General features: G+C 52.0%; 23 protein-coding genes. 12 read left to right on the plus strand and 11 right to left on the minus strand.

Annotation, left to right across the window (positions count from 1 at the left end; all coding sequences use genetic code 11):
* Positions 1 to 73 precede the first annotated feature (73 nt).
* The 3 genes from hslV (at position 74) to ACYVHB_RS01435 (ending at position 2,601) form a co-directional block, all read left to right on the plus strand.
* Complete coding sequence (gene hslV / locus ACYVHB_RS01425; protein WP_461048916.1) at positions 74 to 613, plus strand: ATP-dependent protease subunit HslV; 540 nt, start codon at positions 74 to 76, stop codon at positions 611 to 613.
* Positions 614 to 710: 97 nt separating this feature from the next.
* On the plus strand, positions 711 to 2,189 hold the full coding sequence (locus ACYVHB_RS01430) for a sensor histidine kinase (protein ID WP_461048918.1): 1,479 nt from the start codon (positions 711 to 713) through the stop codon (positions 2,187 to 2,189).
* Positions 2,143 to 2,601, plus strand: coding sequence for a response regulator (locus ACYVHB_RS01435; RefSeq protein ID WP_461048920.1), 459 nt, complete (start codon positions 2,143 to 2,145; stop codon positions 2,599 to 2,601). The genes ACYVHB_RS01430 and ACYVHB_RS01435 overlap by 47 nt, the downstream gene beginning before the upstream one ends.
* 82 nt (positions 2,602 to 2,683) lie before the next feature.
* Here ACYVHB_RS01435 and dacB read toward each other — a convergent pair whose 3' ends face one another.
* On the minus strand, positions 2,684 to 4,210 hold the full coding sequence (gene dacB / locus ACYVHB_RS01440) for a D-alanyl-D-alanine carboxypeptidase/D-alanyl-D-alanine endopeptidase (protein WP_461048922.1): 1,527 nt from the start codon (positions 4,208 to 4,210) through the stop codon (positions 2,684 to 2,686).
* A gap of 141 nt (positions 4,211 to 4,351) precedes the next feature.
* On the opposite strand from dacB, the gene ACYVHB_RS01445 reads away from it, so the two are divergent.
* The 8 genes from ACYVHB_RS01445 (at position 4,352) to ACYVHB_RS01480 (ending at position 14,861) form a co-directional block, all read left to right on the plus strand.
* Positions 4,352 to 5,785, plus strand: coding sequence for an MBL fold metallo-hydrolase RNA specificity domain-containing protein (locus ACYVHB_RS01445; protein WP_461048924.1), 1,434 nt, complete (start codon positions 4,352 to 4,354; stop codon positions 5,783 to 5,785).
* A 103-nt stretch (positions 5,786 to 5,888) separates the two neighbouring features.
* The gene (locus ACYVHB_RS01450) at positions 5,889 to 6,842 is read left to right on the plus strand and encodes an acetyl-CoA carboxylase carboxyltransferase subunit alpha (protein ID WP_461048926.1); all 954 of its coding nucleotides are present in this window, start codon (positions 5,889 to 5,891) and stop codon (positions 6,840 to 6,842) included.
* Between the two features lie 13 nt (positions 6,843 to 6,855).
* A complete protein-coding gene (locus ACYVHB_RS01455; protein WP_461048928.1) occupies positions 6,856 to 7,482 on the plus strand; it encodes an HAD family hydrolase in 627 nt (208 codons plus the stop codon).
* Positions 7,483 to 7,553: 71 nt separating this feature from the next.
* A complete protein-coding gene (locus ACYVHB_RS01460) occupies positions 7,554 to 8,705 on the plus strand; it encodes a site-2 protease family protein (RefSeq protein ID WP_461048930.1) in 1,152 nt (383 codons plus the stop codon).
* An 80-nt stretch (positions 8,706 to 8,785) separates the two neighbouring features.
* On the plus strand, positions 8,786 to 9,376 hold the full coding sequence (locus ACYVHB_RS01465; protein WP_461048931.1) for an RNA polymerase sigma factor: 591 nt from the start codon (positions 8,786 to 8,788) through the stop codon (positions 9,374 to 9,376).
* Positions 9,373 to 10,113 carry a hypothetical protein gene (locus tag ACYVHB_RS01470; RefSeq protein WP_461048933.1) on the plus strand — a complete coding sequence of 247 codons (741 nt, stop codon included), beginning with the start codon at positions 9,373 to 9,375 and terminating at the stop codon, positions 10,111 to 10,113. The genes ACYVHB_RS01465 and ACYVHB_RS01470 overlap by 4 nt, the downstream gene beginning before the upstream one ends.
* Positions 10,114 to 10,134: 21 nt before the next feature.
* A complete protein-coding gene (locus ACYVHB_RS01475; protein WP_461048935.1) occupies positions 10,135 to 11,982 on the plus strand; it encodes a S8 family serine peptidase in 1,848 nt (615 codons plus the stop codon).
* A 1,166-nt stretch (positions 11,983 to 13,148) separates the two neighbouring features.
* Positions 13,149 to 14,861, plus strand: coding sequence for a CHAT domain-containing protein (locus ACYVHB_RS01480; RefSeq protein WP_461048937.1), 1,713 nt, complete (start codon positions 13,149 to 13,151; stop codon positions 14,859 to 14,861).
* A gap of 40 nt (positions 14,862 to 14,901) precedes the next feature.
* Here ACYVHB_RS01480 and ACYVHB_RS01485 read toward each other — a convergent pair whose 3' ends face one another.
* From ACYVHB_RS01485 to ACYVHB_RS01515, 7 genes are all read right to left on the minus strand, one after another.
* On the minus strand, positions 14,902 to 15,489 hold the full coding sequence (locus ACYVHB_RS01485; protein WP_461048939.1) for a YceI family protein: 588 nt from the start codon (positions 15,487 to 15,489) through the stop codon (positions 14,902 to 14,904).
* A 30-nt stretch (positions 15,490 to 15,519) separates the two neighbouring features.
* Positions 15,520 to 16,059, minus strand: a complete 540-nt coding sequence (locus ACYVHB_RS01490) for a hypothetical protein (protein ID WP_461048940.1) — start codon at positions 16,057 to 16,059, stop codon at positions 15,520 to 15,522.
* 103 nt (positions 16,060 to 16,162) lie between these two features.
* Positions 16,163 to 17,287 (minus strand): helix-turn-helix domain-containing protein, encoded by a 1,125-nt coding sequence (locus tag ACYVHB_RS01495; RefSeq protein ID WP_461048942.1) that lies wholly within the window; start codon positions 17,285 to 17,287, stop codon positions 16,163 to 16,165.
* A gap of 5 nt (positions 17,288 to 17,292) precedes the next feature.
* Positions 17,293 to 17,925, minus strand: coding sequence for a 3'-5' exonuclease (locus ACYVHB_RS01500; RefSeq protein WP_461048944.1), 633 nt, complete (start codon positions 17,923 to 17,925; stop codon positions 17,293 to 17,295).
* A 118-nt stretch (positions 17,926 to 18,043) separates the two neighbouring features.
* Positions 18,044 to 19,195: a helix-turn-helix domain-containing protein gene (locus ACYVHB_RS01505; RefSeq protein ID WP_461048946.1), complete on the minus strand. Its 1,152-nt coding sequence runs from the start codon at positions 19,193 to 19,195 to the stop codon at positions 18,044 to 18,046.
* 41 nt (positions 19,196 to 19,236) lie between these two features.
* On the minus strand, positions 19,237 to 20,700 hold the full coding sequence (locus tag ACYVHB_RS01510) for a S41 family peptidase (RefSeq protein ID WP_461048948.1): 1,464 nt from the start codon (positions 20,698 to 20,700) through the stop codon (positions 19,237 to 19,239).
* 12 nt (positions 20,701 to 20,712) lie between these two features.
* On the minus strand, positions 20,713 to 21,363 hold the full coding sequence (locus tag ACYVHB_RS01515; protein ID WP_461048950.1) for a hypothetical protein: 651 nt from the start codon (positions 21,361 to 21,363) through the stop codon (positions 20,713 to 20,715).
* Between the two features lie 160 nt (positions 21,364 to 21,523).
* On the opposite strand from ACYVHB_RS01515, the gene ACYVHB_RS01520 reads away from it, so the two are divergent.
* On the plus strand, positions 21,524 to 22,372 hold the full coding sequence (locus tag ACYVHB_RS01520; RefSeq protein ID WP_461048952.1) for a CvfB family protein: 849 nt from the start codon (positions 21,524 to 21,526) through the stop codon (positions 22,370 to 22,372).
* A gap of 44 nt (positions 22,373 to 22,416) precedes the next feature.
* Here the strand turns inward: ACYVHB_RS01520 and ACYVHB_RS01525 are convergent, their stop codons facing one another.
* The 3 genes from ACYVHB_RS01525 to rpiB all read right to left on the minus strand — a co-directional run bounded on the left by ACYVHB_RS01525 (position 22,417) and on the right by rpiB (position 25,827).
* On the minus strand, positions 22,417 to 24,582 hold the full coding sequence (locus ACYVHB_RS01525) for an FUSC family protein (RefSeq protein ID WP_461048953.1): 2,166 nt from the start codon (positions 24,580 to 24,582) through the stop codon (positions 22,417 to 22,419).
* 154 nt (positions 24,583 to 24,736) lie between these two features.
* Positions 24,737 to 25,276 (minus strand): hypothetical protein, encoded by a 540-nt coding sequence (locus ACYVHB_RS01530; RefSeq protein ID WP_461048955.1) that lies wholly within the window; start codon positions 25,274 to 25,276, stop codon positions 24,737 to 24,739.
* Positions 25,277 to 25,398: 122 nt separating this feature from the next.
* Positions 25,399 to 25,827 carry a ribose 5-phosphate isomerase B gene (gene rpiB / locus ACYVHB_RS01535; RefSeq protein ID WP_461048956.1) on the minus strand — a complete coding sequence of 143 codons (429 nt, stop codon included), beginning with the start codon at positions 25,825 to 25,827 and terminating at the stop codon, positions 25,399 to 25,401.
* Positions 25,828 to 25,900: the final 73 nt, after the last annotated feature.

A 25,900-nucleotide genomic window follows, 5' to 3' on the forward strand; every position in this document is an offset into this window, starting at 1 on the left:
TACGGCGGACCGTCACAAACCACGAACTACAAACCCCATCCTTCACGTTACCAAACTCAACAAACACCAATTCATGCAACCAATAATTCACGCAACTACCGTTGTCGGTATTCGCCACAATGGCCACGTCGCGCTCGGGGCCGATGGTCAGGCTACAATGGGCAACACCGTCGCCAAAAGTAACGTCCGTAAAGTACGCGTTCTGATGGGTGGTAAAGTGCTGGCGGGCTTCGCCGGTTCCACCGCCGACGCTTTCACACTGATTGAACGGTTTGAAGAAAAACTTAATGCCTACGGGGGCAACCTGAAGCGGGCGGCCATTGAACTCGCTAAGGACTGGCGTACCGACCGCTACCTGCGCAAATTAGAAGCGATGCTGATTGTGGCGACCAACGATGATCTGTTGCTGGTGTCGGGCACGGGCGACGTAATCGAACCCGACTTCGACGTTGCTGCCATCGGTTCGGGCGGGATGTATGCCCAATCGGCAGCCGTTGCCTTAAAAAAGCACGCGCCGAATTTGTCGGCCGAAGAAATGGTTCGGGAGAGCCTGCACATTGCCGCTGATGTATGCATTTACACAAATCACAATTTAATGGTTGAAACGTTGTGAGGTAACGATAAGCAACCCCGGATTTCGGCAGTAGGGCGCAACCTGCTTCATTTGCGGGTTGTTTTCTATACATTTGCAGTTTCCTTCAACCATCGTTATGAGCGTAGTTAACCGATTGGCGTTGACGCTGATGAACCGACGTATTGCGCTCGGATTTCTGGCGTCGATGGTGCTCATTACGTCGGGTTTTGCTATATCGCTTTACAGTTACATCCAGTACGGAAAAGATACCGAACGCGTCAGCCACACCTACGAAGTCATCAATGCGCTTGGCAACACGCTCTCTTTGTTGAAGGATGTTCAGGCTGGTTCGCGGGGCTATGTGATCACGAACGATTCATCGTTCTTGGTGCCGTATCAGGTGGCCGTGACCGCGCTGCCAACTCAACTAAACCGGCTTCGCTCGCTGGTAAATGACAACAAGGCTCAAGCTCAGCGCGTGGGTGAACTTGAGCGGCTCATCAGGATAAAACTGACCTCCACACAATTCCGGGTGGGATCTCTTTCGAGGGTAGAGGACGGATTTAGCCTGATTCGGGAAAACAAACGACAAATGGACGCAGTCCGACAGCACATTGGCGTGATGATTGAGACCGAGCGGAGCTTAATGGAAGTGCGTGACCGGCAGGCAAGTCGCTCGTTTCGAAATACGCTCATCATCATCTTTGGGTTGTCGCTGCTGACGTTTGCGGCACTGGCCGTTTCGTACCGTCAACTGAAACAGGAGTTAGCACGTCGGCAGGAAACGGAAGACCAGCTTCGCGGCTACGAAGCCCGGCTCAGAGAACAGATCCGGCAGTTGGAAGCGTCCAATGAGGAACTGGAACGATTCGCTTTTGTGGCCAGCCATGATTTGCAGGAGCCATTACGCAAAATCCAGTCGTTTGCTACCTTAGTGACGGACCGTTATGGCAACCTGTTCAATACAGAGAGTCAGGTGTTTATGAACAAGATTATTCACTCGGCCGAGCGAATGTCGAAACTCATTAAGGACCTGCTTAACTTTTCGCGGATGTCGAGTAACCGAGAAAATTTTATGCCGGTGGATCTCGAAGTCATTGTGCAGCGGATTCTGGACGATCAGGAGCTGCGCATTAAAGGATTGGCCGTTCGGGTGGAGGTTGGTTCACTACCGGTCGTTCAGGGAGTGTCGAGCCAGTTAGAGCATTTGTTTTCTAATCTAATCTCGAACGCACTAAAGTTTTTGCGGCCCGGTGTGCAGCCATTACTGCGCATTCAGGCCCGGCCCATTGACGGACGTATCCATGCCGAATTGATCGAAGGACGTTCGTATTTCGAGATAACGGTTGAAGACAACGGGATTGGCTTCGACGAAAAATACTTAGATCATATTTTTAAAGTATTTCAACGGCTGCATGGCAAGGGAGAATTTGAAGGTACGGGCATTGGGCTGGCAATTTGTAAGCGGGTCGTTGTTTACCATCATGGTCTCATAACTGCCCGCAGCATGCCCAATCAGGGTACGACCTTCATGGTTGTACTGCCCCAAAGTCAATTATCTCAAGATTATGACCGATCAAGCTCAACCGAAACCCATTCACATTTTGCTGGTTGATGATGACGAGGACGACCGCTACCTGACCCGTGAAGCCTTTCATCAGCACTACCCTAAGAGCCGTATCTCGTTTGCTGAAGACGGTGAAGATTTGTTGGATTTTCTGCATTACCGGGGACGCCACGTCGGAGCAGCGCATACGTTGCCTGAGTTGATCCTGCTGGACCTGAACATGCCCCGCAAAGATGGTCGGGAAGTGTTACGTGAGATTAAAGGGAACGACCAGTTTCGCCACATTCCCATTGTGGTGCTGACCACGTCCGACGCCAAGGATGACATTGAAACGTCTTACTTCAACGGTGCCAACAGCTTCATTACTAAGCCGCCTACTTTTCAGCGGCTTAGCGAAGTGACAAAAGCAATTGGACAGTACTGGTTCAGCGTCGTGACGGTGTGTGAGCGGGAGGAGTAGTTTTAGTTTGTAGTTTGTGAGTTTGTGGTTGGCTGACGCGTCCAGATCATGCGTCAGCCAACCACAAACTACAAATTAAAATTCACTGTCCATTAAGTCCCACCAGCCCTACAAGAATTTTTTCCAGTTGAGCCGTTACGGCGCGATTCTGGCCGGGGGTGAATTTGTTTATCAGCAGACAGAAACTCATGCGTTCGCCGTCGGCGGCTGTGAAATAGCCTGCATAAGCCCGTACCCCTTCGATGGAGCCGCTTTTAGCCCGAATGTTTCCCGCTGCGGCCGTTCCCCTCGCCAAATTTCGGACTGTACCCGTTTGTCCCACCACCGGAATTGTTGCATAAAAGGCTGGAAAACTACTCTCGCGGCCTACGGCGCTTAGGATACCGGTCATGTTGTCGGCGGTGAGCGCACCCACCGCCGACAGGCCGCTGCCATCCTTAATCCGAAACCCGTCCATATCAATCCCTTTATTTTTCCAGAACGTAGTAAGTACGTCGAGGCTGGCATCAGTCGAGCGCACGGCATTGTTTAGCTGTAACGCGGTGGTTCGGAGTAGTGCTTCGGCATAGAGGTTGATACTTTGAAAGTTTGTTTCCCGCACCAACTGAATCAAGGGTGGTGATTTATACTGCGCCAAAAGCATACGTTTATTGGATAGAATGACGGTCGATGGCAGGCTTCCGCCCACCGACACGGGTGGGTTATCAACGGGCACGTTGTCCCGAAGGAGTTGCTGCTGGAGCGCGTAAGCGGCATAATATGCCGGATCGGGCAGGGCACCTTTTACGCTGAATTCGTTGCCGAGGGGGACTTTACCGGTCAGCCATTGCTGATTCTGGAACGGAGCGCCGTAAATGATAACCTGATCGCCGGTGTTAGCCGCGTCGGTCGTCACGGTGTTGCGGAACGTCAGGTAAGGTACGGCAGGGTCGAAGCGCGACACGCTGGCCGCTGCACCCACCGACCCGCCTGGTTTAAAAAAGACGCGGTATAAGTTCTCATTAAGGTTAAGCGCACTTAGACTGGCTCCGTAATAATTACCCAAATCGCCGTAGGGCCAGGTATCCGGCGTGGTGAGGTCAGTATATAGGCTGGCATCGCCCACGACGGTGCCCTGAACCCGGCGAATGCCAGCCGCCCTAACCACTGCCGACCAATTTTTGAGCAGCGTGGGCATGTTGTAATATCCGGGGTAACGCCAGGTTCCCAGCGACGGATCGCCCGTGCCCCGGATGAAGAGATTACCCGTCAGTACGCTGTCCTTGATCGTTCCATCGTATTCGAGTGTGGTTGTGTAGGTATAGTCTGGCCCCAGCACGATCAGGGCTGTGGCGGTCGTGATTAGTTTAAGCGTTGAGGCCGACGGCAGGCTCTGGCGGGCGTTGTAGCCGACCAATTCCTGACCGTCGCGCACGCGCCGAACCGACAGCGCAACGGTGCCGAACCGGGCCGCCGGACTGGCCTGAAACGTATCGAGTTGCCGGAGTAACGGTTGAATGCTGACCGAGTCGGTGGGGATTTTATCGCTAACATAGACGGTGGCCGGACTGGAGCAGCCCGTTGAAAGCAGCGGCAAGAGTGTAAACAGAACAGACAAAAAAGTGGGCATACGGCGCGTTTGGGAACAGTTAGGGGATTAAGCCTTAGTTTCGTACTTTTGCAAACCTACGGAATTCATGCCATCTCACTTGAGTTGGCGGTGCCAAGATTAAGTAACAAAAAACGCTTTTCAGAATCTTACCCTGTACGCATGAAATTATCGTTTCTGGGGGCGGCCCGGCAGGTAACAGGTAGTATGTACCTGTTGGAACTGGATGATTACCGCATCCTGATAGATTGTGGATCAGACATGGAACGTTCTCCTGTCAATGGTCAAACGACCGCTCCAACGACTACTCCCCAACCGGGATTTTTCCCTTTTGAGGCTTCAAGCATCAACTTAGTGCTGCTCACGCACGCCCACATGGATCATTCGGGTAATCTGCCCCACCTGTTCCGCGAAGGATATGAAGGGCAGATTCTATGTACCGAACCGACATTTGCCCTTACCAACGTTTTACTCAAAGATTCGGCCTCGCTGAATCAAAAGCGCATCAACGAACTGAACGCCAGTAAGAAACAGCGCGTCAAAGATCGTCAGGTGCAGCTACAGAAAGACCTGTTTCTCGACAAACAGGTTCGGGAAACGATGGAGAGCGTAGTGCCGATTGCCTTCAACCGCAAATTCAGAGTGGCCGACGGAGTGGACGTTACGTTTATTCCGGCGGGCCACCTGCTCGGCGCGGCCCACATCGTTATCAATGTGGAAGAGAATGGCGAACGCAAAAGCATCTGTTTTTCGGGCGACATAGGCCGCAAAAACTATCCGCTTTTAGTCGACCCCGCACCCGTGCCAAAGGTCGATTACCTGATCTGCGAGAGTACGTACGGCAACCGGCTCCACGAAAATCAGATGTCGCCCGAAGACGCACTGGCTGACATTATTCAGCGGACGTGCATCGACATTCCGGGGCGGCTCATTATTCCTTCGTTTAGCGTTGGGCGGACACAGGCGCTGCTCTACACCCTCAACCGGCTGTATACCGAACGCGATTTTCCGCCAATTAAGGTTTTCTCCGATAGCCCGATGGGGTTCGAGAGTACCAAAATTTACATGCAGCACGTGAAAATGCTGAATGGTGAAGCCAAGGAGTTTTATAAGGAAAACGAAACCCTATTCGACTTTGAGAACTTCCAGTTCCTGGAGTCGTCGAAAGCCAGCAAAGCCGTTTCCAATTACGGCGAGCCGTGCATTATCATCTCGTCGTCGGGTATGGTGCAGGGCGGGCGGGTTGAGTATCACGTGGCCGAAAACATCAGCAATCCCTATTCGACTATTCTTATTATTGGTTACTGCGCCGAAGGAACGCTCGGGTGGCGGTTACTCAACGGTCAGTCAACGCTCAGTATCAAGGGAACAGACCACGCGGTGCTGGCCAATATCGAGCGGATTGACGTGTTCAGCGGCCACGGCGACCGCAACGACCTGCTGGAATTTGTGGGTATGCAGTCGTCCGAAACGCTGAAGAATATCTTCCTCGTTCACGGCGAATATGAGAGTATGGATTCCTTCAAAACGACGCTGGCCGAAGCTGGATACCCGCAGGTTGTCATTCCGAAAAAAGGCGAATCTTTCGAACTATAAGGAATGGTTAATGAATAATGGTTAATGAATAACGGGCGACCCAAAACGGGTAACGGACGGTCTATTCATTAACCATTATTCATTGACCATTATTCATCATTCTATGAGAACGTACCTTGACTTTGAGAAACCCATTGCCGACCTCGAAGCGCGGCTGGAAGAAACCAAGCGATTGGCCCAGACCAGCAACGTAGATGTTAGCGAAGCGGTTACGATTCTGGAGCAGAGCATTGATAAACTGCGCCAGGAGATATTCAGGAACCTCACCCGCTGGCAACGCGTCCAGTTGTCGCGCCACCCCGACCGGCCCTATACCCTCGACTACGTTTCGCTGATGTGCGATCAGTTCATCGAACTGCACGGCGACCGCACCGTCCGCGACGACCCGGCAATGGTGGGTGGCTTTTGCGAACTCGGCGGTCAAACCGTGATGATTATTGGTCAGCAAAAAGGGCGTAATACCAAGCAGCGGCAACAGCGTAATTTCGGCATGGCCAATCCCGAAGGCTACCGCAAAGCCCTACGGTTGATGAAGTTAGCCGAGAAATTTAATAAGCCAATCATCACGCTTATCGACACGCCGGGCGCGTTTCCGGGTCTGGAAGCCGAGGAGCGCGGGCAGGGGGAAGCCATTGCCCGCAACTTAAAGGAAATGTTTATGCTGACGGTGCCGGTTATTTGCGTCATCATCGGTGAGGGTGCGTCGGGTGGAGCGCTCGGCATTGCCATCGGCGACCGGGTGTTGATGCTCGAAAACACGTGGTACTCGGTAATCTCGCCCGAATCGTGTTCGTCAATTTTGTGGCGTAGCTGGGATTTTAAAGAACAGGCCGCCGAAGCGCTCAAACTCACCGCTCGCGACATGCACTTAGTTGGGCTGGTCGACGGCATCGTTGACGAACCCCTCGGTGGCGCCCACAACGACCACCTCGAAATGGCACATCACCTCAAAACTGTCATCCTCGACGCCCTCACCGAACTCAGTGCCCTCGATCCACAAACCCGCATCGAACAGCGAATTGAAAAGTTTTGCAACATGGGCGTTGTGGTGGAGTAAGAATTAACAGACTATGAAGAACCTCATCTTCGACCTCGGCGACGTCATTATCCCAATTGACCTCACCGCGCCCATCCGCAACTTCGCCATGCTGGCCAATCTGCCCGAAGACGAGGTGCGGGCTATCTGGAAAGAACACGATTTCATCAATCACTACGAAACAGGTTTGATTGACGACGAAGCGTTCCGTACGCACGTCCGGCGGGTGCTGAAACGCGAAACTGGTGCTTCAGACAGTTGGGCGGATGAAGTGATCGACACGGCCTGGAACACGGTGCTGCTCGATCTGCCCGTCGAACGCATTGAGCGCATCAGGGAGTTGAAGTCCAACTACCGGCTGTTTCTGCTGAGCAATACCAGCCCGATTCACATTCGACAGGTGAACAACGTACTGACGCAGCTAAACCAGCCAACGCTGGAACAACTATTCGAGCGGGTGTTTTACTCCTACGAAGTACGAATGGCCAAACCCTCACCCGACATTTACCGGTACGTAATGGCCGAAGCGGGTCTGGTAGCCGAAGAAACCGCTTTTTTCGATGATAATGCCGCGAACATCCGGGCCGCTGCCGGGTTAGGTATTCAGGCGGTGCACGTTCAGCCGCCCTTGACAATTTTAGACTATTTAAAAGATATGTGATGTATTAGGTATGATATGTGTTTCGCCCGAACGACATACATCCTACATAATACATCATACATCAACAATACATGAATCCACGTACCCGCACGTACCTCCTTCACGGAGGTCTTTTTTTGCTTACCCTGATTACGACCACAATGGCCGGGGCCGAATGGATGTTCGGGCGGCTGTTTATTCCCATTGAAGGCATGGAAACTCTCGGCTGGTCGGAGTTCGTAGCCGGATTTCAATTTTCGGTGCCGTTTCTGGCCATCCTGACTGTGCATGAGTTTGGGCATTACTTTGTGGCTCGCGCCAACCAGGTTCGCGTAACGCTGCCGTACTACATTCCACTCTGGCTCGGCATTGGACAAAGCATCGGGACACTGGGCGCGTTTATCCGAATTAAGGACCTGATTAGTAGCCGCCAAAAATACTTTGACATTGGCATTGCCGGGCCGCTGGCAGGGTTTGTGCTGGCCTTAGTGGTGCTCTGGTATGGGTTTACGCACCTACCACCCCCGGAGTTTATCTTCACCATCCACCCCGAATATCAGAAATGGGGACTCGACTATGGCCGGTATGCCTACCAGAATCTGCCGCCGGGCGGGTCGGTGGGGGTAGGAGATAACCTGCTGTTCAACTTCTTTAAGAACTACGTAGCCGACCCGGCGCGGGTGCCGCACCCGAACGAGATGATTCATTACCCGTATCTGCTGGCGGGGTATTTGGCGCTGTTTTTCACGTCGCTCAACCTAATTCCCATCGGGCAGTTAGACGGGGGACATATTCTCTACGCGCTCATCGGTCGCGAGCGGTTCCGGTGGGTGGCCCCGGCGTTATTCATCGTGTTTGCGTTTTATGCTGGCTTGGGCGTCTTCAAACCAGCCGACTTTGCCGTGTCGTCGAACGAAGCGTTCTTCAGCCAGTTGGGTTATTTCGCGTTGTACGTCTTTTTTCTCTCACTGGCCTTTTCCCGCATCAACGAAAACCGAACGACGGTCTGGCTCATCACGCTCAGCGTAGTAGCTACGCAACTGCTGTTCTCGTGGTTGAAACCTGACTGGGAAGGCTACTCCGGCTTTCTGGTATTTGTGTTTGTGCTGGGCCGTTTCCTGGGCGTTTACCACCCCGAAACTGAATTAGACAAGCCACTGAATATGCAGCGGAAACTACTGGGCTGGCTGGCGCTGCTCATTTTTGTTTTGTGCTTTAGTCCGAAGCCGTTCCTGATTTCTTAACCTAAAGTCCTCGATATCCAGTGGTTGCCCATAAAGCGGTTTTTCCCTACCTTACCGCCAAGTAATCACTCTATTATCTTATGGGACTATTTTCCCGGCAATCTACCGATGCCGAGTTGATGGCGGGCATCCGGGCGGGTGGTGCTCAGCGTCGGCTCTGCGAAAATAAGCTATATGAAAAATATAGTTACTTCATCAACGATGGAGTTCGCAAGCACCGATTAGCCGACGATGACTGCGCCAGTGCTTATTCTGACACTATTCTGAGGGTTTTTGAGGATATTAGTAGCAATCGTTTTGAAGGACGTTCGGAACTCAAGACGTACCTGTATCAAATATTTAACAACAAATGTGTTGACGCAATTCGGAAAAAGACGACTAATCGAAGTAGTGTCCACGATGCCTTCTCGCTCGACGACTCGCTGATGCAGTTGCCCGATGCGGCCCGGTCGGTCGTGCAGGATCTAATTGCACAAAGCGACGTAGAAAACCTGCACCGGCAACTAAACGAGATCGGTGACAAGTGCCGCACCATGATTCTGATGTGGGGCGAGGGGTATTCGGACGACGAAATTGCGCTGACGATGGCTTATAATTCAGCCGCCGTGGCCAAGACCAGTCGTCTGCGCTGCTTAGACAAACTTCGCGAACGCTACCGCAACGCCCTATGAACAACGATCTGGAAACAATCGAAAATTACCTGACCGGCCAGCTTTCTGCCGATGAGCGCACCCAATTCGAGGCCACACTCCGTACTGACCCGGCCGTGGCCGACGCGCTGGCTTTCTACACCCTGGCTAAACACACCGCCAAAGTCGATGCCCATGTGCAACGGCAGCAACGGCAGGCCGAACTCAATGCCCTGCGCCGACAACCAGCCCGGCTGCAATGGGCCGCACCGATGCAGTGGGTTGCTGCCGCCAGCGTTGTGCTGATGCTGGGTTTGGGTTGGTTTTTCCTCCGCGACACAACCGGCTCCCCGGATGCTACCCAACTCGCCGAGGCCTACATCACTAAGAGCTTCGACCAGTTGCCAACCACCATGGACGGTGGCCCAACGGATAGCCTGAAGCAGGGGGTCGGGTTGTACAACGAGAAAAAATTTGCGGAAGCCGAAGCCGTATTTCAAGGCGTACTGACTGGGCAACCTGACAACGACCGCGCCCTGAAGTTTGCGGGTATTGTTGCCCTTCGCCAGCAAAAATACGACCAAGCCATCGACCGTTTCCACCGCCTGAGCCAGCGTACCGACCTGTTCAGCAACCCCGGCACCTTCCTCAAAGCGATTGCGCTTTTGCAACGCGGACGACCGATAGATAAAAGCCAGGCGAAAAAATTGCTTGAGGAAGTGATTAGCAGGAACTTAGAAGGAAAAAATGAGGCAGAGAAGTTGGCGAAAAAATTGTAGAAACTGAACACACCCATAACGATGAATCAAAGACCTAACCCGCTCCGCTCTGAACGATTAACGATTGATGTTCCTGGAATCGGAAAAATTCCGGTTGTCATTGAACAATCAGGAGACAATGGCTCAACGCTTATAGTACGACCTGTCACCCCTGATCGAGCAGCTAACGCCTGCCTGAAAGAGAATAATCTTAATAAACGTGTACTGGTTCGGTTAATCGACCCTAATGATAAACGCGCGGGTGCTTATCAGGCGCTCAGAAATCAAAAGATAGTTTTGTTGAATGATGAGCAACTTCATGCGCTTAAGGAAGGTAAACTGATCGTTGAGTACGTAAAATCCCGGCGGGGGAAGCAAATTGATACCGTGCCGTTGGCTATTCGTTATACAGTAGGAGAATGCCCTCATACACTGGATACCGATTCGGTACGGTTGCATACAGTTTTATTAGAATGGTCCGACAACATAAGACTGCGAAACGGATCGACTTCTCCCGAACTGCAATTCACCATAAACGGAGGGCGACAAATCATTGATTATTGGTCACAAAGCGATAACATCGTTATCAGTCCTGACGATCCTACGTCCCCACCACCACCACCCCAAACGTGTGGGATATCCGTAAATACGTTGTTGGACGAGTCTGATTTCAAACCGCTGACAAGGGATGATATCGACCATTATCGCTGTGTAGCGGACGAATATAAAGACAGATATAAAGGACCGACTGTGGTTGTATTGGATACTGGTTTAAAGTTTAATCTTAAAAATCTGGGTGCTCACCAAGACCCCGCAGATGGATTATATGGCTATCGGGATGCCCAGGGAAATCTTCGCCATTTTGTGCTGGCATTTCAGGAAAGTAACATAGTCCCATCTGCAAATCTTAATAACAATCATGTTGGTTATTGTTCGGTCTGTCGGTATAAACAAGCGGATTTTGTAACAGACAGGAATTTCCGATTATCGGCTGATGGCCTACCTCTGTGTGAAGAAGAGGATATTGTTAATAGCCCTTTCGATGATCAGCGTCTGCTCGATCAGCGTTCCGGCAGGGTATTGGACGGACGGCATGGTACGTCCATAGCCGCCATCATTCAGCACGAAGCCGAAGTGCCGATTCTGCCGGTGAAGGCATTCGACAATCAGGGATTTGGAACGCTGTTCGACATGCTTAACGCGTTTAATTACATTCTACATCGTCAGGAAGTGGACGATATACGGGTTGTGAACGCCAGTTGGGTAACTAAGCGAAATGACCCATTACTCCGTGGTAAAATTGAGCAACTCAATCAACTTGGTGTGTTTGTGGTCGCAGCGGCAGGAAACATAGGCCAGTCGGATAATCCTAACTTGGATATAGAGCCTCTATATCCAGCTTGTTACAGTATAGACTGCCTCAACGTGATAACGGTTACGACGGTTGTACAAACGCTGATAGCAACGAAGGATAATCAAGCACCAAGTACAATCTTTAACGGTAGTCAAATTGAAAGAGCTATTAACGAAGATGGACAGCGTCGTATCATTCTTGAACAATTCGGCATTACTGATGAAACGGTCAGATTTCGTGTAGGCGGCCTGCAAGCGGCTGAAAATTACTCGAATGCCGTTGTAAATGTTGGCGTACTGGGTAACGAGAACGGGTTCTTTAGAAGTCCATTTTTCGGTGGTGGATGGTTGGATGGTAGTTCATACGCTTGTGCATTTGTGTCAGCTGCGATTGCCAAAAGCCTGAAGACAACACCAATCTCAGGGGGCACACCAGAGGAAGATGTACGAAATCGGTTAGTGGGCGCCATCGCTGTCACTGATACACTGCTTGGGGAGCAGGGCGTCGAAGGGGGTTTCTATCTAACTCCTGCGTAAGTCGGTCAAGCGTTGCCTGAGGCTCTATGAATTTATACTGCTCAACCCTTTAGGGTATGAACCGTTTATGTGCTTACATTTTATGTGTTGGTGAGTTTATCGGCGGGCTGTCAGCGACCCGCGTTGATGCACAATGTCCAACGGTCGCTCAGCTAAACCGTGAGTTTCAAAAAATAGTAATTCAAGCCGATCTATCCCAACAATATGAGCCATTAATTCGATGGAGGATGCGATGGGAGCGCTGTAAATACGCACCAGATTCTACGTACATCAATGGCTTGTTGCAAATTGGTGCTGTGGAGCACAGTCGAAATAAATTGTCGGTAGCAACGGAAGTCGTTGAGAAAGCAGTCTTCCTTTGTGAGCGCCAGCAAATGGTGACGACCGCTGACCAGTTGGCCAAAGCTTATTATCGGTTGGGATCACTCCTGAGTTTTCAGAATCGCCATGCTGAAGCCCAAAAAAGATTACAACAAGCTGTACAGAAAGGAGAGGGTATGGCTTCAGCGGCTAAGTGGGTCAGTGCTGCATATGTTTTTTTAGGCTTCGAAGCAACCTTGTCTGGTGATTTCCAGAAAGCTGTATTATATGCTGAGCGCGGAGAGATGATCGCTCAGTCAATTGACGATAGGTTATTAATGGCTAAAGCTTTATTAGAGAAAGCACGAGCATTAACTCGATTATCACATTACGAAGCCGCTCGTCAGTCGGCTGAACGTGTAGTTTCGTTAATTGGACGTGATAAAAAACTGCAGGCGGTTGTTGCAACCGCCTATCAGACATTAGGCATTGTCGCTGATTATCAGAAAAAACCAGAGGAGGCACTTCGATACGAAAAGCAAGCTTTTGAAATTTTACGCGATAGCAAAGACTCCTACGCATCAAATTATGCTGCGACATTAGGAATGCATTTTTACAATTTATGTCAGTACGATGAGGCTGCACATTACTTCACGTACAGTGTTGAAAATACCGTAAATCTCTATGACAAAGCATTATCATTAGGCAATTTGGGTGCTGTGTACTGGCGAAAGAAACAATTTGTTAATGCTCTGCAATACTACCAGAAGGGGCTGATAACAATGCCAATCGGGTTTCAAAGCGCTGCTATCGGGCGATTACCGAGTGTGGATATGGTTCGCCAAACAGCTCGCAAACGTTACTTATTGACCATTATACAAGATAAGGCTGATACTTGGCTCGATTACGCTAAGGCTACGAAAAATAATCATCAGTTTTTACATAATGCGCTCGAAACGTATAGGGTCGCCGATCAGATAATTGACTACATGCGCTGGGAGCATTCCGGTCAGGAATCGAAACTTAACTGGCGAAATAAAACGCGGGGCATGTATGAACGAGCCATCGAAACCTGCTATCGGCTCAACGATGCGGGGCAGGCGTTCCGGTTTTTTGAAAAAAGCCGGGCCGTCATGCTGGCCGACAAACTCAATGAACTCGGTGCGCGGCAGCAACTGTCTCTGCAACAAGTTAGCGAGGAACAACGGCTTCGGGAACGCGTCAGTGGTCAGCAGAGCGAGCTTGCCAAATTAGGGCCAAAGGATACTGGTTATACCCAGGCTCAGGCATCCTTATTTACCAAACAGGATAGCTTAGATGCATTTCTAAAACAGTTGGAAGTGTCGAATCCGGCTTATTACAGCCTTAAATACGATACCACGACGACTAAACTGGCTGATCTTAAATCTCACTTAGCCGCTCGTAAAGCGTCGTTCATGACGTATTTTGTAGGCGATAGTGCGCTTTACTTGCTGGCCGTAACTGGTGATGAGACGACTCTGCATCGGCAGTCAGTTCGTGGCTATAGCCAGACAGCCCAAGAATTCATGGCGTTGCTGGCTGATCCAGTCGCTATGAACCGGACGGCAAACGTAGCTCGATTTCTAAAATTAGGCAATACACTGTATCAGCAACTGCTGGCTCCGCTCAATTTGCCCGAAGGCTCCGTCATTGTTTCATCCGATGGGTCATCTATTCCCTTCGAGGTGTTGAGCCGCTCGGCTCGTGAACCGGATTACTTAATAAAACACTACGCGTTTAGTTACGAGTACTCCGCCCGTCGGCTGTTGCGAAACAAGGGTAATCTGTTGCGGGTGACCGGCATCAGCAAACGCGACTTCCTGGGTATAGCACCGGTAACGTTTGCCGCTGCGCTGAAACAGGTTTCCCTGCCCGGTTCTGACGAAGCTTTGAAGCCCATTGCTGAACGCTTCGGATCGTCAGTACTGTTGACCGGACCACAGGCTACGAGTCGGGCGTTTGTGGCTGAGGCTGCCGATTCCCGCGTAATCCAGCTTTTTACCCACGCCACCGCCGACACGACCAACAGCGAACCCCTGTTGTATTTCGCCGATGCGCCGATGCGGCTTTCCGACCTCGGCGATGGTGCGTTGACGCATACTCAGTTAGCTGTGCTGGCAGCCTGCAAAACAGGGGTGGGTGCCAATCAGCGGGGCGAGGGTGTGTTCAGTTTGGCGCGGGGCTTTGCGGCCCTTGGCGTTCCCAGCGTGCTGACTACGCTCTGGAGCGTTGAAAACGAAGCTACGTATGCTATCACGGACCTGTTCTATAAGTACTTGGACGAGGGCTTATCGAAAGACGTCGCCCTGCAACGCGCCAAGCAGGAATGGCTCCGCACCGCCAGTGGTGCCGACCAACTTCCCAACGCATGGGCGGGTCTGATCCTGATCGGCGACACCGAGCCGCTGAGCCGCCCAATTCAATGGGCCTGGGTAGCGGGCGGGACGTTGCTGTTGCTTGGAGCCGGGGCGTTATGGTGGCGTCGGAAGCGAAATCGTACGTTGACGCCAAACATAGTTCGCTTAGCTCAGTCAGGTATGCACAGCCGTGCCGTTTGACAAATCCATTTAGCCACGTCGCTCTTCAATTTCCTTCCAGTCAACGGGCAGAACGCTGCTTGCTGACCGCAACCGGTTTTGCGATCACGTCGAACGTCAGCGCGAATTCGTTTTTGATCGCCTGATCGCCCAGACCGGAGAAGAAGCTGGTCGAGTTGTACCGAATACCGAACTGCGTCCGGTCAACGACGGCCCGGCCCTTGATGCGTAATCCAGTACCCTCCTGACTAACAACGACCGGAAACGAGACGGACTTGGTAACGCCTTTCAGGGTGAGTTGCCCCGTAGCGGTTGTGCCGGTTAAGGCCCGCAAAACGAACGTAGCGGTTGGGAAGCGGGTAACGTCGAAGAAAGCCTCGTCGCGGAGGTGCGTTTGCAACTGGCCATTCTCGTGCCGGATCGTTGTCATATCCAGCGTCATCGTGGCACTGCTAATCTGGTTGCCGTTGCGCGTTACTTGTCCTTTTGCCAACTGAAGCGTACCCGATGGTGCCCAAGACCCAACTTCTGCGTAGCCCGTCCAGGTGAGTTGACTGGCGTTGGCGTCGATGGTGTACGCTTGATTTTGCGCCCGCACGGACAGCACTGTGGTCAGGAGGATAATTGCGGAGATGAGAATCGTTTTCATGGGAGTTATTTGGTTTGTGTTGGTTAATAATTAAGAATTGGGTTTGCCTTCGGTTTCAATCAGGCCGTAGCCTTTGTACAGTTTACCGGCTCGGTCGCGGGCAATGATGTACCAGAGCGCATCGCCCCCGTAAAGCTGCTTGCCATACCGCCAGTTTTTACCGAACGTGTAGGTTTGGCCGCTGGTCAGCTTGCCGTTGGGGCAGTTGAATTTTTCGGCGAACAGTGCCGTATCATACTGCATGTTGGGATGCCAGCCGGTTGAGTCGTACCAGATGAAACTGCCCGCTTCTACCAGTTCGAGATCGCCCACTTCGGCGCGAATCATCGTTGCATGTTTCCAGACGTACGTATCACCCTCCCAGACAGGAACGCAGGGATTGTTGGTGTGCCAGAGCGTCAACCCAACGGGTAACGAACGGAGTTTGTCGGGCAGCAGGCGACTTTTGTCGGACCAGCCCGTTTGTGCTGGTCGGGCCACGCTTGGCTTGGTTTGAGGTTGCCCAGTCTGGGTTTGGGCGGTGGCGATTGTGCCGAATAGGCAGGCCGCGATAAGAAAGAATGTGCGCATCGTTGAACGGGTTTTGATTCGTTTGAACGATACAAAGGTGGGGCAGTAAGTGCCTCAGATCGCCCCAATACCGGATTGGGACGTCCCAACGGATGATTTGGGCTTAGCTGAGTTCGGCAAACTCACTCGGCGACTGCCCGGTATGCTGGCGAAAAATCCGGTTGAAGGTCGTCTTGGAGTTGAAGCCCGACTCGAACGCGATGCCCAGCAACGTTAGCCGGGCCATGTCGTTGGTGCGGAGCCGCTGCTTCACTTCGCTCACGCGGTAGTCGTTTACAAAATCATTGAACGACTTACCAATGCCCGCGTTGATGACCTGCGAAACAATTTTCGGATTCAGCGAAACATGCTGGGCCAGTTCGGTCAGCGTCAGGGTGGGATTGAGATAGAGCTTGTCGACGTCCATAGCCCGGCGAATACGGGCAACGTGGTCAGGATTGACGTCGGCTACCGCTTTTGTTGGGGTGGGCAGTGCATCGGTTGCGTCGGGTGCTGGCTCATTCTGAAACTGCACATTAGCTAAATTGCCCTGTTGCAAACCGGCCACGCCCAGCGCAATTAGGAACAGACCCAGCAGCCAATACGAATAATCATACTGGTAAAACGTGTGAAAAATGTCGCGCAGGATAAGCTCAACGGCCCACTGCCCACACACCACTGCCAGAATAAGCAGCAGCACCCGGAGCCAGCGTAAGGTTAGCCGACTGGTTTCGGAAAAATTCTCCTGCACATACCGACTGTATTTGCGCAACAACCGCAACGACAAAATTAAATATACCAGCAACGAAAGCCAGGTGCCGTCGAACTCGATGCTGTAGGTTATCGGGTAATGAACATTGGCCCAGAACCAGTTGCGAAACTCGTAGGAACACAGTGACAGAAAGATGTATAACCCCGTCTGGATAGCAACGGGTCCGAAATGCCACCAATGGTTTCGCTCAAAACGAAAACTACTGTTCGTTAAACTTCTGACGTAAAAGTAGATGAGAGGGCCGAAGGCAAATGAGTAAAAGATGGGCAGAAAGTACAGATTTGCGTTTTGCCCGTACAGCCCCGATACCCGAAAGAAACCGTCAATCTGCCAGCACGAAATGGCGGCCATCAGCCCGGCCAGGAAGCGGTTGGCCTGTCGATTTTGGGCCGAAAACCAAAGCAGCCCCGCCGAAAAGAACCCAACGTTAATAATGGCCAAAGCCAGTACTACCTCAACCGTAAACCGAATCTGCATTTGCTTTACCCCGCTATCTTCATTTTCTCCCCTAATTTAAACACTTCTTTCAAACACTTCGCCGTCAGCACGGCGTCTTCCAGTGCATTATGAAATCCATCTTCGCGGGTGAAGCCGAAATAACCGGCGATGGCGGTTAAACTCAGCCGGTCGGGAATTTTGCGGTCGGTCGGCGATCCGGCGTTGGCCCGCAGCACCCGGAACGTGAAATAGCCCAGCGTGTGCAGATCGAGCAACACGCGGGAGTAGGGCCACTTTAGTTTTTCGTAGCGGTAGGCTTCCTTCAGAAAATTGATGTCGTTGATCACGCTCTGACCGCATATGATGACGTCGCGCAAAAAGGGCGTCCGGTCCAACTGCCCCTTCGGCACCCGAAGACCAAGCTGGGTACAAATCCATTCTTCCAGTTCGGGTAATACGTCGTAAATCATCGGCGCGTCTTCCAGATCGGCCAGCGACAGGTTGTGAATTTTTTCAGACGAGGACGAAAACGCTTCCTTGTTTTCGGGATAGACATTGGTCAGGTACTGCCCTTTCTCGACCCAGTTGTCATCGAAAAGCACCGCTCCAATTTGAATAATTTCGTTATAGTCCGGCTCCGGGCCGGTCATTTCGAGGTCGAGTACTAAATAAGGCATGGGCTGAACGTATAAATAATGGCCCAATGCTAACTGATTTATTTTAAAACATAAACTGAAAAACTATTCGATAATTTTCCAAACGTGCAATAATTAGTCTCTGTTTACGGTTTTACTCTTAACTATCCAACGAAGCCCCGACAGTCACGCTGCCGGGGCTTTTTTGTGTTTCGACGTATGCCTTCGGCGAGAGGCCCGTGCATTTCCTGAAAGCCCGATTAAAAGTAGCTTTAGAATTGAAGCCGCATTCCAGCGCAATACCCAAAAAACTCAGGTGCCCGTTAGCCGGGTTGCGCACCCGCTCCTTGAATTCGTCAACCCGGTATCCATTCACGAAATCGTTAAAGTTCTTACCCGCCCCGGCATTAATCACCTGCGATAGCGAAACCGGGTTGATTTGCATTCGTCGGGCCAGATCCGCCAGTGACAATTCGGGTTCGAGATACGGTTTCTCCGTGTCCATCAGCGTGACGAGTTTGGTTTTCCAGTTAGCAAGTTCCGGGAAGGCAGACGGGTCGGCGGACGCTGGTTGAAACGTCAGGCGTTTGCCCGGCTGCACCTGCCCGTAGCCCGCAATGCTCACGTAATAAATCAGAATTACTCCCGCCAGCTTATCCCACCAGTCCTCCCAGAAAGAGAGGTTAAGCCAAATGTCCAGCATCGTCATAGCGAAACTGAGTATGAGACTGATGGTTAGCGCAATCAGAAAATTGCGGAACCAGCGAAAGCTAATCGTATCCGTCTCCGAAAATTGCGTTTTTATCCAGGCTCGGTAATCGCGGTAAAGTTTCTGCGACAAGTACAGATAAAGCAGGCTTTGAACTACTGAAAATACAAATGTGATGTCGGGAATATAATAGCGGTCATGAACTGTTTTTTGCCAATTTGCTACAAAATCGCGACCAAGTGAAAAAACGATAAGGTGGTAACCCGTATCAATCAGAAAGGGTAGGGCGTGCCACCAGTCCCGGCGGCTGAACCGAAAGTCGGCGTTGAACTGGCTTCGGAGATAAAAATAACACAGGGGTGCGAACAGCAGTCCGAGACCACGCGGAAAGAAATCCAATTGTCGCCACAGGATTTCGATGCCCCCAAACCCCAGCATGTATTCCCAGATCGTGAAGCTCAGGCCAACCAGCACCCAGCCCAACAACACGTCGGACAGGCGTTCTTCGTGCCGACCGCGCACCCACAGCAGCACGGCGTAGACCCAGGCCTGCACAAAGCCGAAGAGCAGTGGCGTTGAATAGGCGTTGAAATAAAAGGACATCGTCAGGGCAGAAAATGGTTCGGTAATATACAGTCGGGAATTCAGTTTCGACGGGAAATTCGCGCTCGTACCACGTTCATCTCCGTGTCGATGCCGCTTACCACGTCCATCACATCGGGTTTTACATACACGTCCGGCGCAACGCCCGCGTCGGGCCGTTTGGCAGCTTCATTGTAGTCCATGCCGATAAGTGGTACGTCGACCTCGATTCCTGAATTGGGTAACTGCATGAAAAACAAGGCTCCCGCAGTAATTCCTTTCTGATTACCGCCCGTCGTTTGACCAACTAACGTGGCTAATTTTTGCGTTTTCAGGGCATTCGCAAACAGCAAACCCGCCGAACTATTCGTCGCACTGGTCAGCAGATAAATGTGCGTACTCAGGTGAGGGGTAGCTGGTTGTACCGGCTCGGGGGAGCGGTTGCCCTTTTCCCGGTATTGACCACTGGGTAATCGGTCGAAGTTGCTGGTCGGGCGGTAACGCCATTCGTAACCCCAACGGTTTTGTATGTACGGACTCAGGCTCGAATCCATGCTGGTATAAGCCCAGCAGTCCTGCAATTCGTCCAGAACAACGGGAGTTGTAATCAGATGCCGAATCAGTTTCTTGCCATTTTCAAAATCACCCCCTTCATTCCTGCGGCTATCAATGATCAGATTCTGGCCGTTTTTTTGGACAAACTCCGCTATGGATTCGTCATAAAATTTACCAAAGTCAAATTCTGTTTTCCAGTTCGCAAACGTGTTGATGCGCATCAGCGCGGTGTTGGCATCGAGCCAGCCAAAGGTAGCCGTCGTGTCGTTGGCGGACGGATACTTGCGTTTGATTTCGTCGTTTCGGTCAGTGTGTAATACGCCGTTTACGGTGACTATTGCCAACTTCTTTGTTCGCAAATCGTTCATTTTTAGCGTAAACGTGGGTTTACTACTCGGAAACAGCATCGGCAGCAGCACGTCGAAGTATTCGTACTTCTGTCCACCAATTTGCAGCAGGTCCCGTCGTTTGCCATCGTTCGAGCCGTCAGCCCGCACCAGCGGCAGCATCGTCTGGATGATTTTACGAACCGGCACACCGTCGATGGCCTGAATCTCTACTCCAACCGGCACGGCGGTATCGGCACTCCAGGTAACGACCATCCGGTTGTCGACCAGCCGAAACCAGAACGGCAGGCAGTTTTTCTGCTCGAACAGGGTTTTCACGTCGCCTTCCTGATTGTAGAAATTGGGGTATGAGTGGCCGCATTTGAACCGGGCGGTCAGCTTCAGTATCGTCAGATATGCGTCCGTCAGCGACTGGTCGTGGTTGAGGGCTTGCTGACATTCGGCGAAATAGCCGTCAATGGTAGTTTTATCAGCATATTTATACAGGCCCGGATGCAGGGTTTCGTACGATTTTCGCAGCACGGCAAAATCAGCCTGAAGTTGCTGGGCGGTAAACAGCTTTTGGGCCAAAGCCGACGAAATCGTCAGTGAGCAGGCAAGGCAATAAAGCAGGATATTACGCATGGGCTTGGTTGGTTATTTGACATCAAACGCTTTACCCGCGTCCTCGACTTTTACGGTCAGAAACGGTTTGCTACTATCAATGCGTTTGCCGCTCATCACCACGTCAACCTGCTCGCTGTCGGCCGTGTAAAGCTTGGTGCCGACCGGAAACCGGAACGACTTTGTGCCTTTGGGTCCCATCATAAAAATGGTCGTACCATTGCCGATTGCACCGGGTTCGTAACTAATGAGCGCGACTTTTCGGGGCAATAAATTGGGGTTACGCAGTCGGACAGTAACGTTTTTTTTGGTCACCGAAGCCACCTCTGTAGTAGTCGGCGTGATTTCAGTGGCTCCGGTGTCGGTAGTCAGCGTTTTACCTTCGTCGGTGGCTGTTACGGTCAGGATCAGACCGGTGCTGGTTTTGCCATCCTGCGTAAAATAGAGTTTCGAGCCAACGGGCCAGTTGCAGGGGACGGTTTCGCGTTTGTTCATCGTGAAGCCATACGCAATACCCGGCCCCTGCACCAAAAACATCCGGTGATAACCCAGCGTATTTTTCAGCATAAATGTGATCCGGTCTGGATGGACGCGCGGTTCACCGTTAGCAGGGGTCGGGTTTTGGGCAGAAACGGTAGTCGTAAGCAGGCTCAGAACGAGCAGCAGGATTGTGTTGGTTTTCATGCTGATTGATTTCTATTGATGAATTGATCGTGTCAAAAGTGGCAACTGGATGCCTACTGGTTCGACTCAGATTTAAGTTGAGCCGTCTCAAATCATAATCTGAGCCGACCCCGCCCATTTATCGCTATTTTTGCACCCATAAACGCATCCATTTTAGTCCATGATTGACATTGGCCGCATGAACACCCTGACCGCCCGGCGCATCACCAGCGTTGGGTTCTACCTGGGTGACCCAACCACCGAAGCAGGCGACCCGGCCGACGATATTCTGTTACCCAAAAAATACGTGCCCGACTCCTTGTCAGTTGGCGATGACATTGAGGTGTTCGTCTACAAAGATTATGACGACCGCCCCATTGCCACCACGCTGACGCCCCACATCCTGCGCGACGAGTTTGCCCCGTTGCCGGTGGCGGCCGTTTCCAGCGTGGGGGCGTTTCTGGAATGGGGACTGGAAAAACACCTGCTCGTGCCTTACCGCGAGCAAAGCCGTCCGCTGACCGTGGGAGAGTGGTGCGTGGCGTTTATGTACCTTGACGAAGAAACGAACCGGCTGGTTGCATCTACTAAGGTGAACAAGTTCCTGGATGATGACGTATCGGACCTGCTCGAAAATGATCCCGTCGATCTGCTGGCCTACGAAATAACTGACCTCGGCGTTAACGTCATTATCAACGACCGCCACAAAGGTCTCCTGTACCACAACGAGATTTTCCGTCCCGTGGCCGTTGGCGACCGAATGCCGGGCTTCATCAAACATGTCCGCGACGATGGGCACGTTGACGTAAGTTTGCAGCAGATTGGTTTTCAAAAGGTGGAACCCAGTGCTCAGGTTATTCTGGACGCGCTTCGGGCCAATAAGGGTTTTCTTCCCCTGACCGATCACAGCGAACCGCAAGCTATTTATGAAGCGCTGGAGATGAGCAAGAAAACGTTCAAGAAGGCGATTGGTACCCTGTACAAAGACCGGAAGATTGTGCTTCAGAAAGACGGAATTGCGCTGGTGTGAGCTACTGAAGACTATACCGGTACTGTTGTTTTGTAACAACAGATTCACACCTGCACATCCTGCCAGTTCACCTTCGTTATTACTTTGCCCACATCTTTGCTCACCTGCTGAATAAAGCTCAGGTGTTCATTTAGTGACCGATCATCGGGAGGCAGCGCGCTGTCATCGGGTAGGTTTACGCTCGACACCGATAGGTCGGCACCCGATTTTTCGGACGACTCGCCCAAGTGGCGGAGACTGTCCGTTAGGGACGTTAAGGCCCGTTTGACCGGGCGGGTCAGCGCGGGCGGGTGCGCTTTTGGGTCCGTCGTCAGCAACGCCGATGTTGCGGTGGCCACGTTAGCCGACAGGATGTAATTGAGCACCACAAACTCATAAACGGCTTTCTCATTGCGCTGCTTATGCTTTGGCTCCGACAGCATCCGCTGGAAAGCAGCCGCCAAGTTGGCCGACGTCACGTACACTTCTTTCCGGGCTAATTTATAATCCACCACGCGGATACGCCGACCCGATAGTCCATCGAGCAGCAGTTGCACGTACCCGATGTTGGCCTTCAGTACGTCGCGCATGGGGTTGATCATCTGATGCGACTCCCAGTTGGGGAACAGTAGATACCCGGCCGCCACCGCAATCGTGCCGCCGAGCAGCGTATCCAGCAAACGCTCACCCGCCACGCTGAGGTAGCCGATGCCGAGGAAACTGAAAAGGATCAGCACGAACGGCGTTAAGCACGTAACCATCACGATGTAATTGACCCGCAACGCACTGTATGTACCGATCATAAACAGGACTAAAAAGACGAAATGCACAGTCTGATTGGGTATGAATGTCAGAATCAATACGCCAATAACGCCACCAACGAACGTGCCGATGATGCGCTCCTGGTTGCGCTGTTTGGTCAGGCTGAAGGCGGGTTTGAGAATAACCAGAATCGTTAGCAGCACCCAGTAGCTGTACTGCGCGTAGGGCAGGAACTTGGTTAGCGCAAAGCCCACGAGAAGGGCCAGCGCCACCCGCACCGAATGCCGGAACGCCGATGAACTGAGCGTCAGGTTATCGCGAAACGACTGGTAGTTGATGGTTTGGTGCGACACGAACCGGCCGTACTCCAGCGTTTCGCCCGGTGCACTGTCGATGGGTGCCGTCAGGTTAGCTTGGATCGCGGCTACCCGCTGACCCATAGTGCGGAGACTAACCAGCACTTTTTTGAGGACCAATGTACTCCCGTCACTATCGGAAAGCGCGTCGATCTGGTCTTTTAGTTGGGTTAGTGATGGCGTTAAATCCAAAGTTGAGCGAGCGGGTACTATCGACTGAATGGACAGGCCGAGATGGTCGAGTTCGTCGGCTACTTGTCGAATCAATCGGGCTATGGTTTCCAGAACCGATCCGCCGGACTGGTCTGACTGCCCAAATCGCTCCCGAATGCCGGAGTAGTCGTAGTACATCGCCACAATTTGTTCGTAGAGGTCCATAACGCTGGAAAACGTCAGTACCAGCAGGCGACTCGTGTTGTCGGATTCGGCCATAAACTGCCGACTTTTAAAGAGCAATTCCCGCACGGCATCCTGCCGTTCGTTCACGGTCACCTGCTGCGCTACGAACCGCCGGTAATCATCGTCTAAGCGCGTGTCAGTTGCGTAGAAATCGGCTTTGATTGTCAGCAGTTTCGCTGTTTCGTGAATACACTGCCCCAGTGCCTGCTGCGCCGGGCGGTAGGGCCGGAGCCGCGACGTGAGCAGGCTGACGAGCATGTACCAGGTGCCTCCGGCCAGAATCAGCCCACTTTCACGCACCACACCCGGCGCGTCGAGGGGGCGGTCGAGCATGAGTACCATAATGAGCAGGGCCGCCGTACCAACCGACGTAGCGCGGTTGTTATAAACCGAGAACATGGAAAAGAAGAAACCGAACCCCCCGATCTCAAGCCCGAGGGTAATGGTATTCATCCGCGCAAACCCGGTTATGAGTGTCACTACGGAGCTAATCAGCACGGTAGCGACCATACCGTTGCGCTGATGTTGCACCGGGCCGGGGGCATCGCTCAGGCTCACGCTAAGTGCCCCAATGGATAGGGCCATGCCAGTTGCCAACTGACCAAACTGAGCCAGCAGGAGCGAAGGCAACAGGATGGATGCGGTAATGCGGAGTCCGTCGGAGAAATATTGGCTGGACAGAAAATAACTTACTCGCCGGATACGTCTGTTCATGCCGGGTTACCTGATTCAGTAGCGGAATTCAACGATTCACATCCGCTACCGCCGTTTTCGCTCACCACGCCACTGTGGGTTTATCGTGCGTTTATAACACGTTCTGTGCGAAAACGTCTCAAACTTTCCGTCTCGATGCGCCGGAATACACCTGCTATACCGGCTCTTCGAGTTGTTTCAACTCCAGCATCAGTGTCCACTGCTCCGAGTCGAGCCATTGCCGGATATCTATGTCGACCAAATCTTTATCCATTGCATAATCCAGAGCGTCCATAACCTGGCTGTGTTTCTGGGGCGAGTGCCCCACGGACAGGTAGTAATCGGTGAGCCACTGTTTCTTGTCGGTGTTAATCAGCAGTGACGTTTCGCCGGTAACCGAATCACGCACGTAGATCGGATACGCATTCCAGAACGCCAGACCGGCCTGATCCCGGTTCTGCTCGAACAGATCGCTACCAATGGCATCGGTCAGCACGAAAAAATCCAGGTAGTAATGACCCGCCCGGTTAAGGTTGAGTAGGTAACCCCGATTCTCCAGGTCAACAATTTCCTCCGGGCGGAAACCGGGTCCCTCCTGGCAGTATCTGTACATAGATGCGTACTGCCGGGCGTGGGTGAGAAACAAAAAAACGTATTGATTTGGGGTGATGTGGTAACGTGACAGGGCGTTCAGGTCGATTGACAGCGTCTCCATTGCTTGTACAAATGAAAGTTGTCACAAATTAGTACTATTTATACAGAAAATGATAATGTGTAGTTGATAAATTGATAACAGTATCTTCATTTGCGAAAAAATCATATTTTCTGGTATAAAGCCTACTCGTCCAATTGCTGAATTCGGGTCAGGTGCCGTCCACCCTCAAACGGTGTGTCGAGCCAGATCTGCACAATACGCAGCGCCATTTCTTCGGTCATCATGCGCTGACCAATGGAGATGACGTTAGCGTCGTTGTGTTGCCGCCCCAGCCGTGCCGACTCCTCGTTCCAGCACAATGCACAGCGGACGCCCTTCGTCCGGTTGGCGGTGATGGCTTCGCCGTTTCCTGAACCGCCCAGCACAACGCCCCGATCCACCTCGCCCGCAGCAACGGCTTCCGCAACGGGCCGGATAAAGCGCGGGTAATCGACCGGCGCTTCAGAATAGGTACCCTTGTCAATGACTTCGTGGCCGAGGCCAGTCAGGAATGTTTCGATGGCTTCCTTGTAGCGGAAACCGGCGTGGTCGGAGCCGATGGCAATTTTCATAATAGAAACATAAACGTCAATGACCAAACCCCAAACGCCCAAACTTGTTCCAAACTAAGGGTGTCGGTATCTT

The sequence above is a fragment of the Spirosoma arcticum genome (assembly GCF_054779955.1).

What these genes read in the sequence shown, in the direction of transcription:
- hslV (WP_461048916.1), top strand. Translation starts at nt 74, where the DNA reads ATGCAACCAATAATTCACGCAACTACCGTTGTCGGTATTCGCCACAAT.
- ACYVHB_RS01430 (WP_461048918.1), top strand. Translation starts at nt 711, where the DNA reads ATGAGCGTAGTTAACCGATTGGCGTTGACGCTGATGAACCGACGTATT.
- ACYVHB_RS01435 (WP_461048920.1), top strand. Translation starts at nt 2,143, where the DNA reads ATGACCGATCAAGCTCAACCGAAACCCATTCACATTTTGCTGGTTGAT.
- dacB (WP_461048922.1), bottom strand. Translation starts at nt 4,210, where the DNA reads ATGCCCACTTTTTTGTCTGTTCTGTTTACACTCTTGCCGCTGCTTTCA.
- ACYVHB_RS01445 (WP_461048924.1), top strand. Translation starts at nt 4,352, where the DNA reads ATGAAATTATCGTTTCTGGGGGCGGCCCGGCAGGTAACAGGTAGTATG.
- ACYVHB_RS01450 (WP_461048926.1), top strand. Translation starts at nt 5,889, where the DNA reads ATGAGAACGTACCTTGACTTTGAGAAACCCATTGCCGACCTCGAAGCG.
- ACYVHB_RS01455 (WP_461048928.1), top strand. Translation starts at nt 6,856, where the DNA reads ATGAAGAACCTCATCTTCGACCTCGGCGACGTCATTATCCCAATTGAC.
- ACYVHB_RS01460 (WP_461048930.1), top strand. Translation starts at nt 7,554, where the DNA reads ATGAATCCACGTACCCGCACGTACCTCCTTCACGGAGGTCTTTTTTTG.
- ACYVHB_RS01465 (WP_461048931.1), top strand. Translation starts at nt 8,786, where the DNA reads ATGGGACTATTTTCCCGGCAATCTACCGATGCCGAGTTGATGGCGGGC.
- ACYVHB_RS01470 (WP_461048933.1), top strand. Translation starts at nt 9,373, where the DNA reads ATGAACAACGATCTGGAAACAATCGAAAATTACCTGACCGGCCAGCTT.
- ACYVHB_RS01475 (WP_461048935.1), top strand. Translation starts at nt 10,135, where the DNA reads ATGAATCAAAGACCTAACCCGCTCCGCTCTGAACGATTAACGATTGAT.
- ACYVHB_RS01485 (WP_461048939.1), bottom strand. Translation starts at nt 15,489, where the DNA reads ATGAAAACGATTCTCATCTCCGCAATTATCCTCCTGACCACAGTGCTG.
- ACYVHB_RS01490 (WP_461048940.1), bottom strand. Translation starts at nt 16,059, where the DNA reads ATGCGCACATTCTTTCTTATCGCGGCCTGCCTATTCGGCACAATCGCC.
- ACYVHB_RS01495 (WP_461048942.1), bottom strand. Translation starts at nt 17,287, where the DNA reads ATGCAGATTCGGTTTACGGTTGAGGTAGTACTGGCTTTGGCCATTATT.
- ACYVHB_RS01500 (WP_461048944.1), bottom strand. Translation starts at nt 17,925, where the DNA reads ATGCCTTATTTAGTACTCGACCTCGAAATGACCGGCCCGGAGCCGGAC.
- ACYVHB_RS01505 (WP_461048946.1), bottom strand. Translation starts at nt 19,195, where the DNA reads ATGTCCTTTTATTTCAACGCCTATTCAACGCCACTGCTCTTCGGCTTT.
- ACYVHB_RS01510 (WP_461048948.1), bottom strand. Translation starts at nt 20,700, where the DNA reads ATGCGTAATATCCTGCTTTATTGCCTTGCCTGCTCACTGACGATTTCG.
- ACYVHB_RS01515 (WP_461048950.1), bottom strand. Translation starts at nt 21,363, where the DNA reads ATGAAAACCAACACAATCCTGCTGCTCGTTCTGAGCCTGCTTACGACT.
- ACYVHB_RS01520 (WP_461048952.1), top strand. Translation starts at nt 21,524, where the DNA reads ATGATTGACATTGGCCGCATGAACACCCTGACCGCCCGGCGCATCACC.
- ACYVHB_RS01525 (WP_461048953.1), bottom strand. Translation starts at nt 24,582, where the DNA reads ATGAACAGACGTATCCGGCGAGTAAGTTATTTTCTGTCCAGCCAATAT.
- ACYVHB_RS01530 (WP_461048955.1), bottom strand. Translation starts at nt 25,276, where the DNA reads ATGGAGACGCTGTCAATCGACCTGAACGCCCTGTCACGTTACCACATC.
- rpiB (WP_461048956.1), bottom strand. Translation starts at nt 25,827, where the DNA reads ATGAAAATTGCCATCGGCTCCGACCACGCCGGTTTCCGCTACAAGGAA.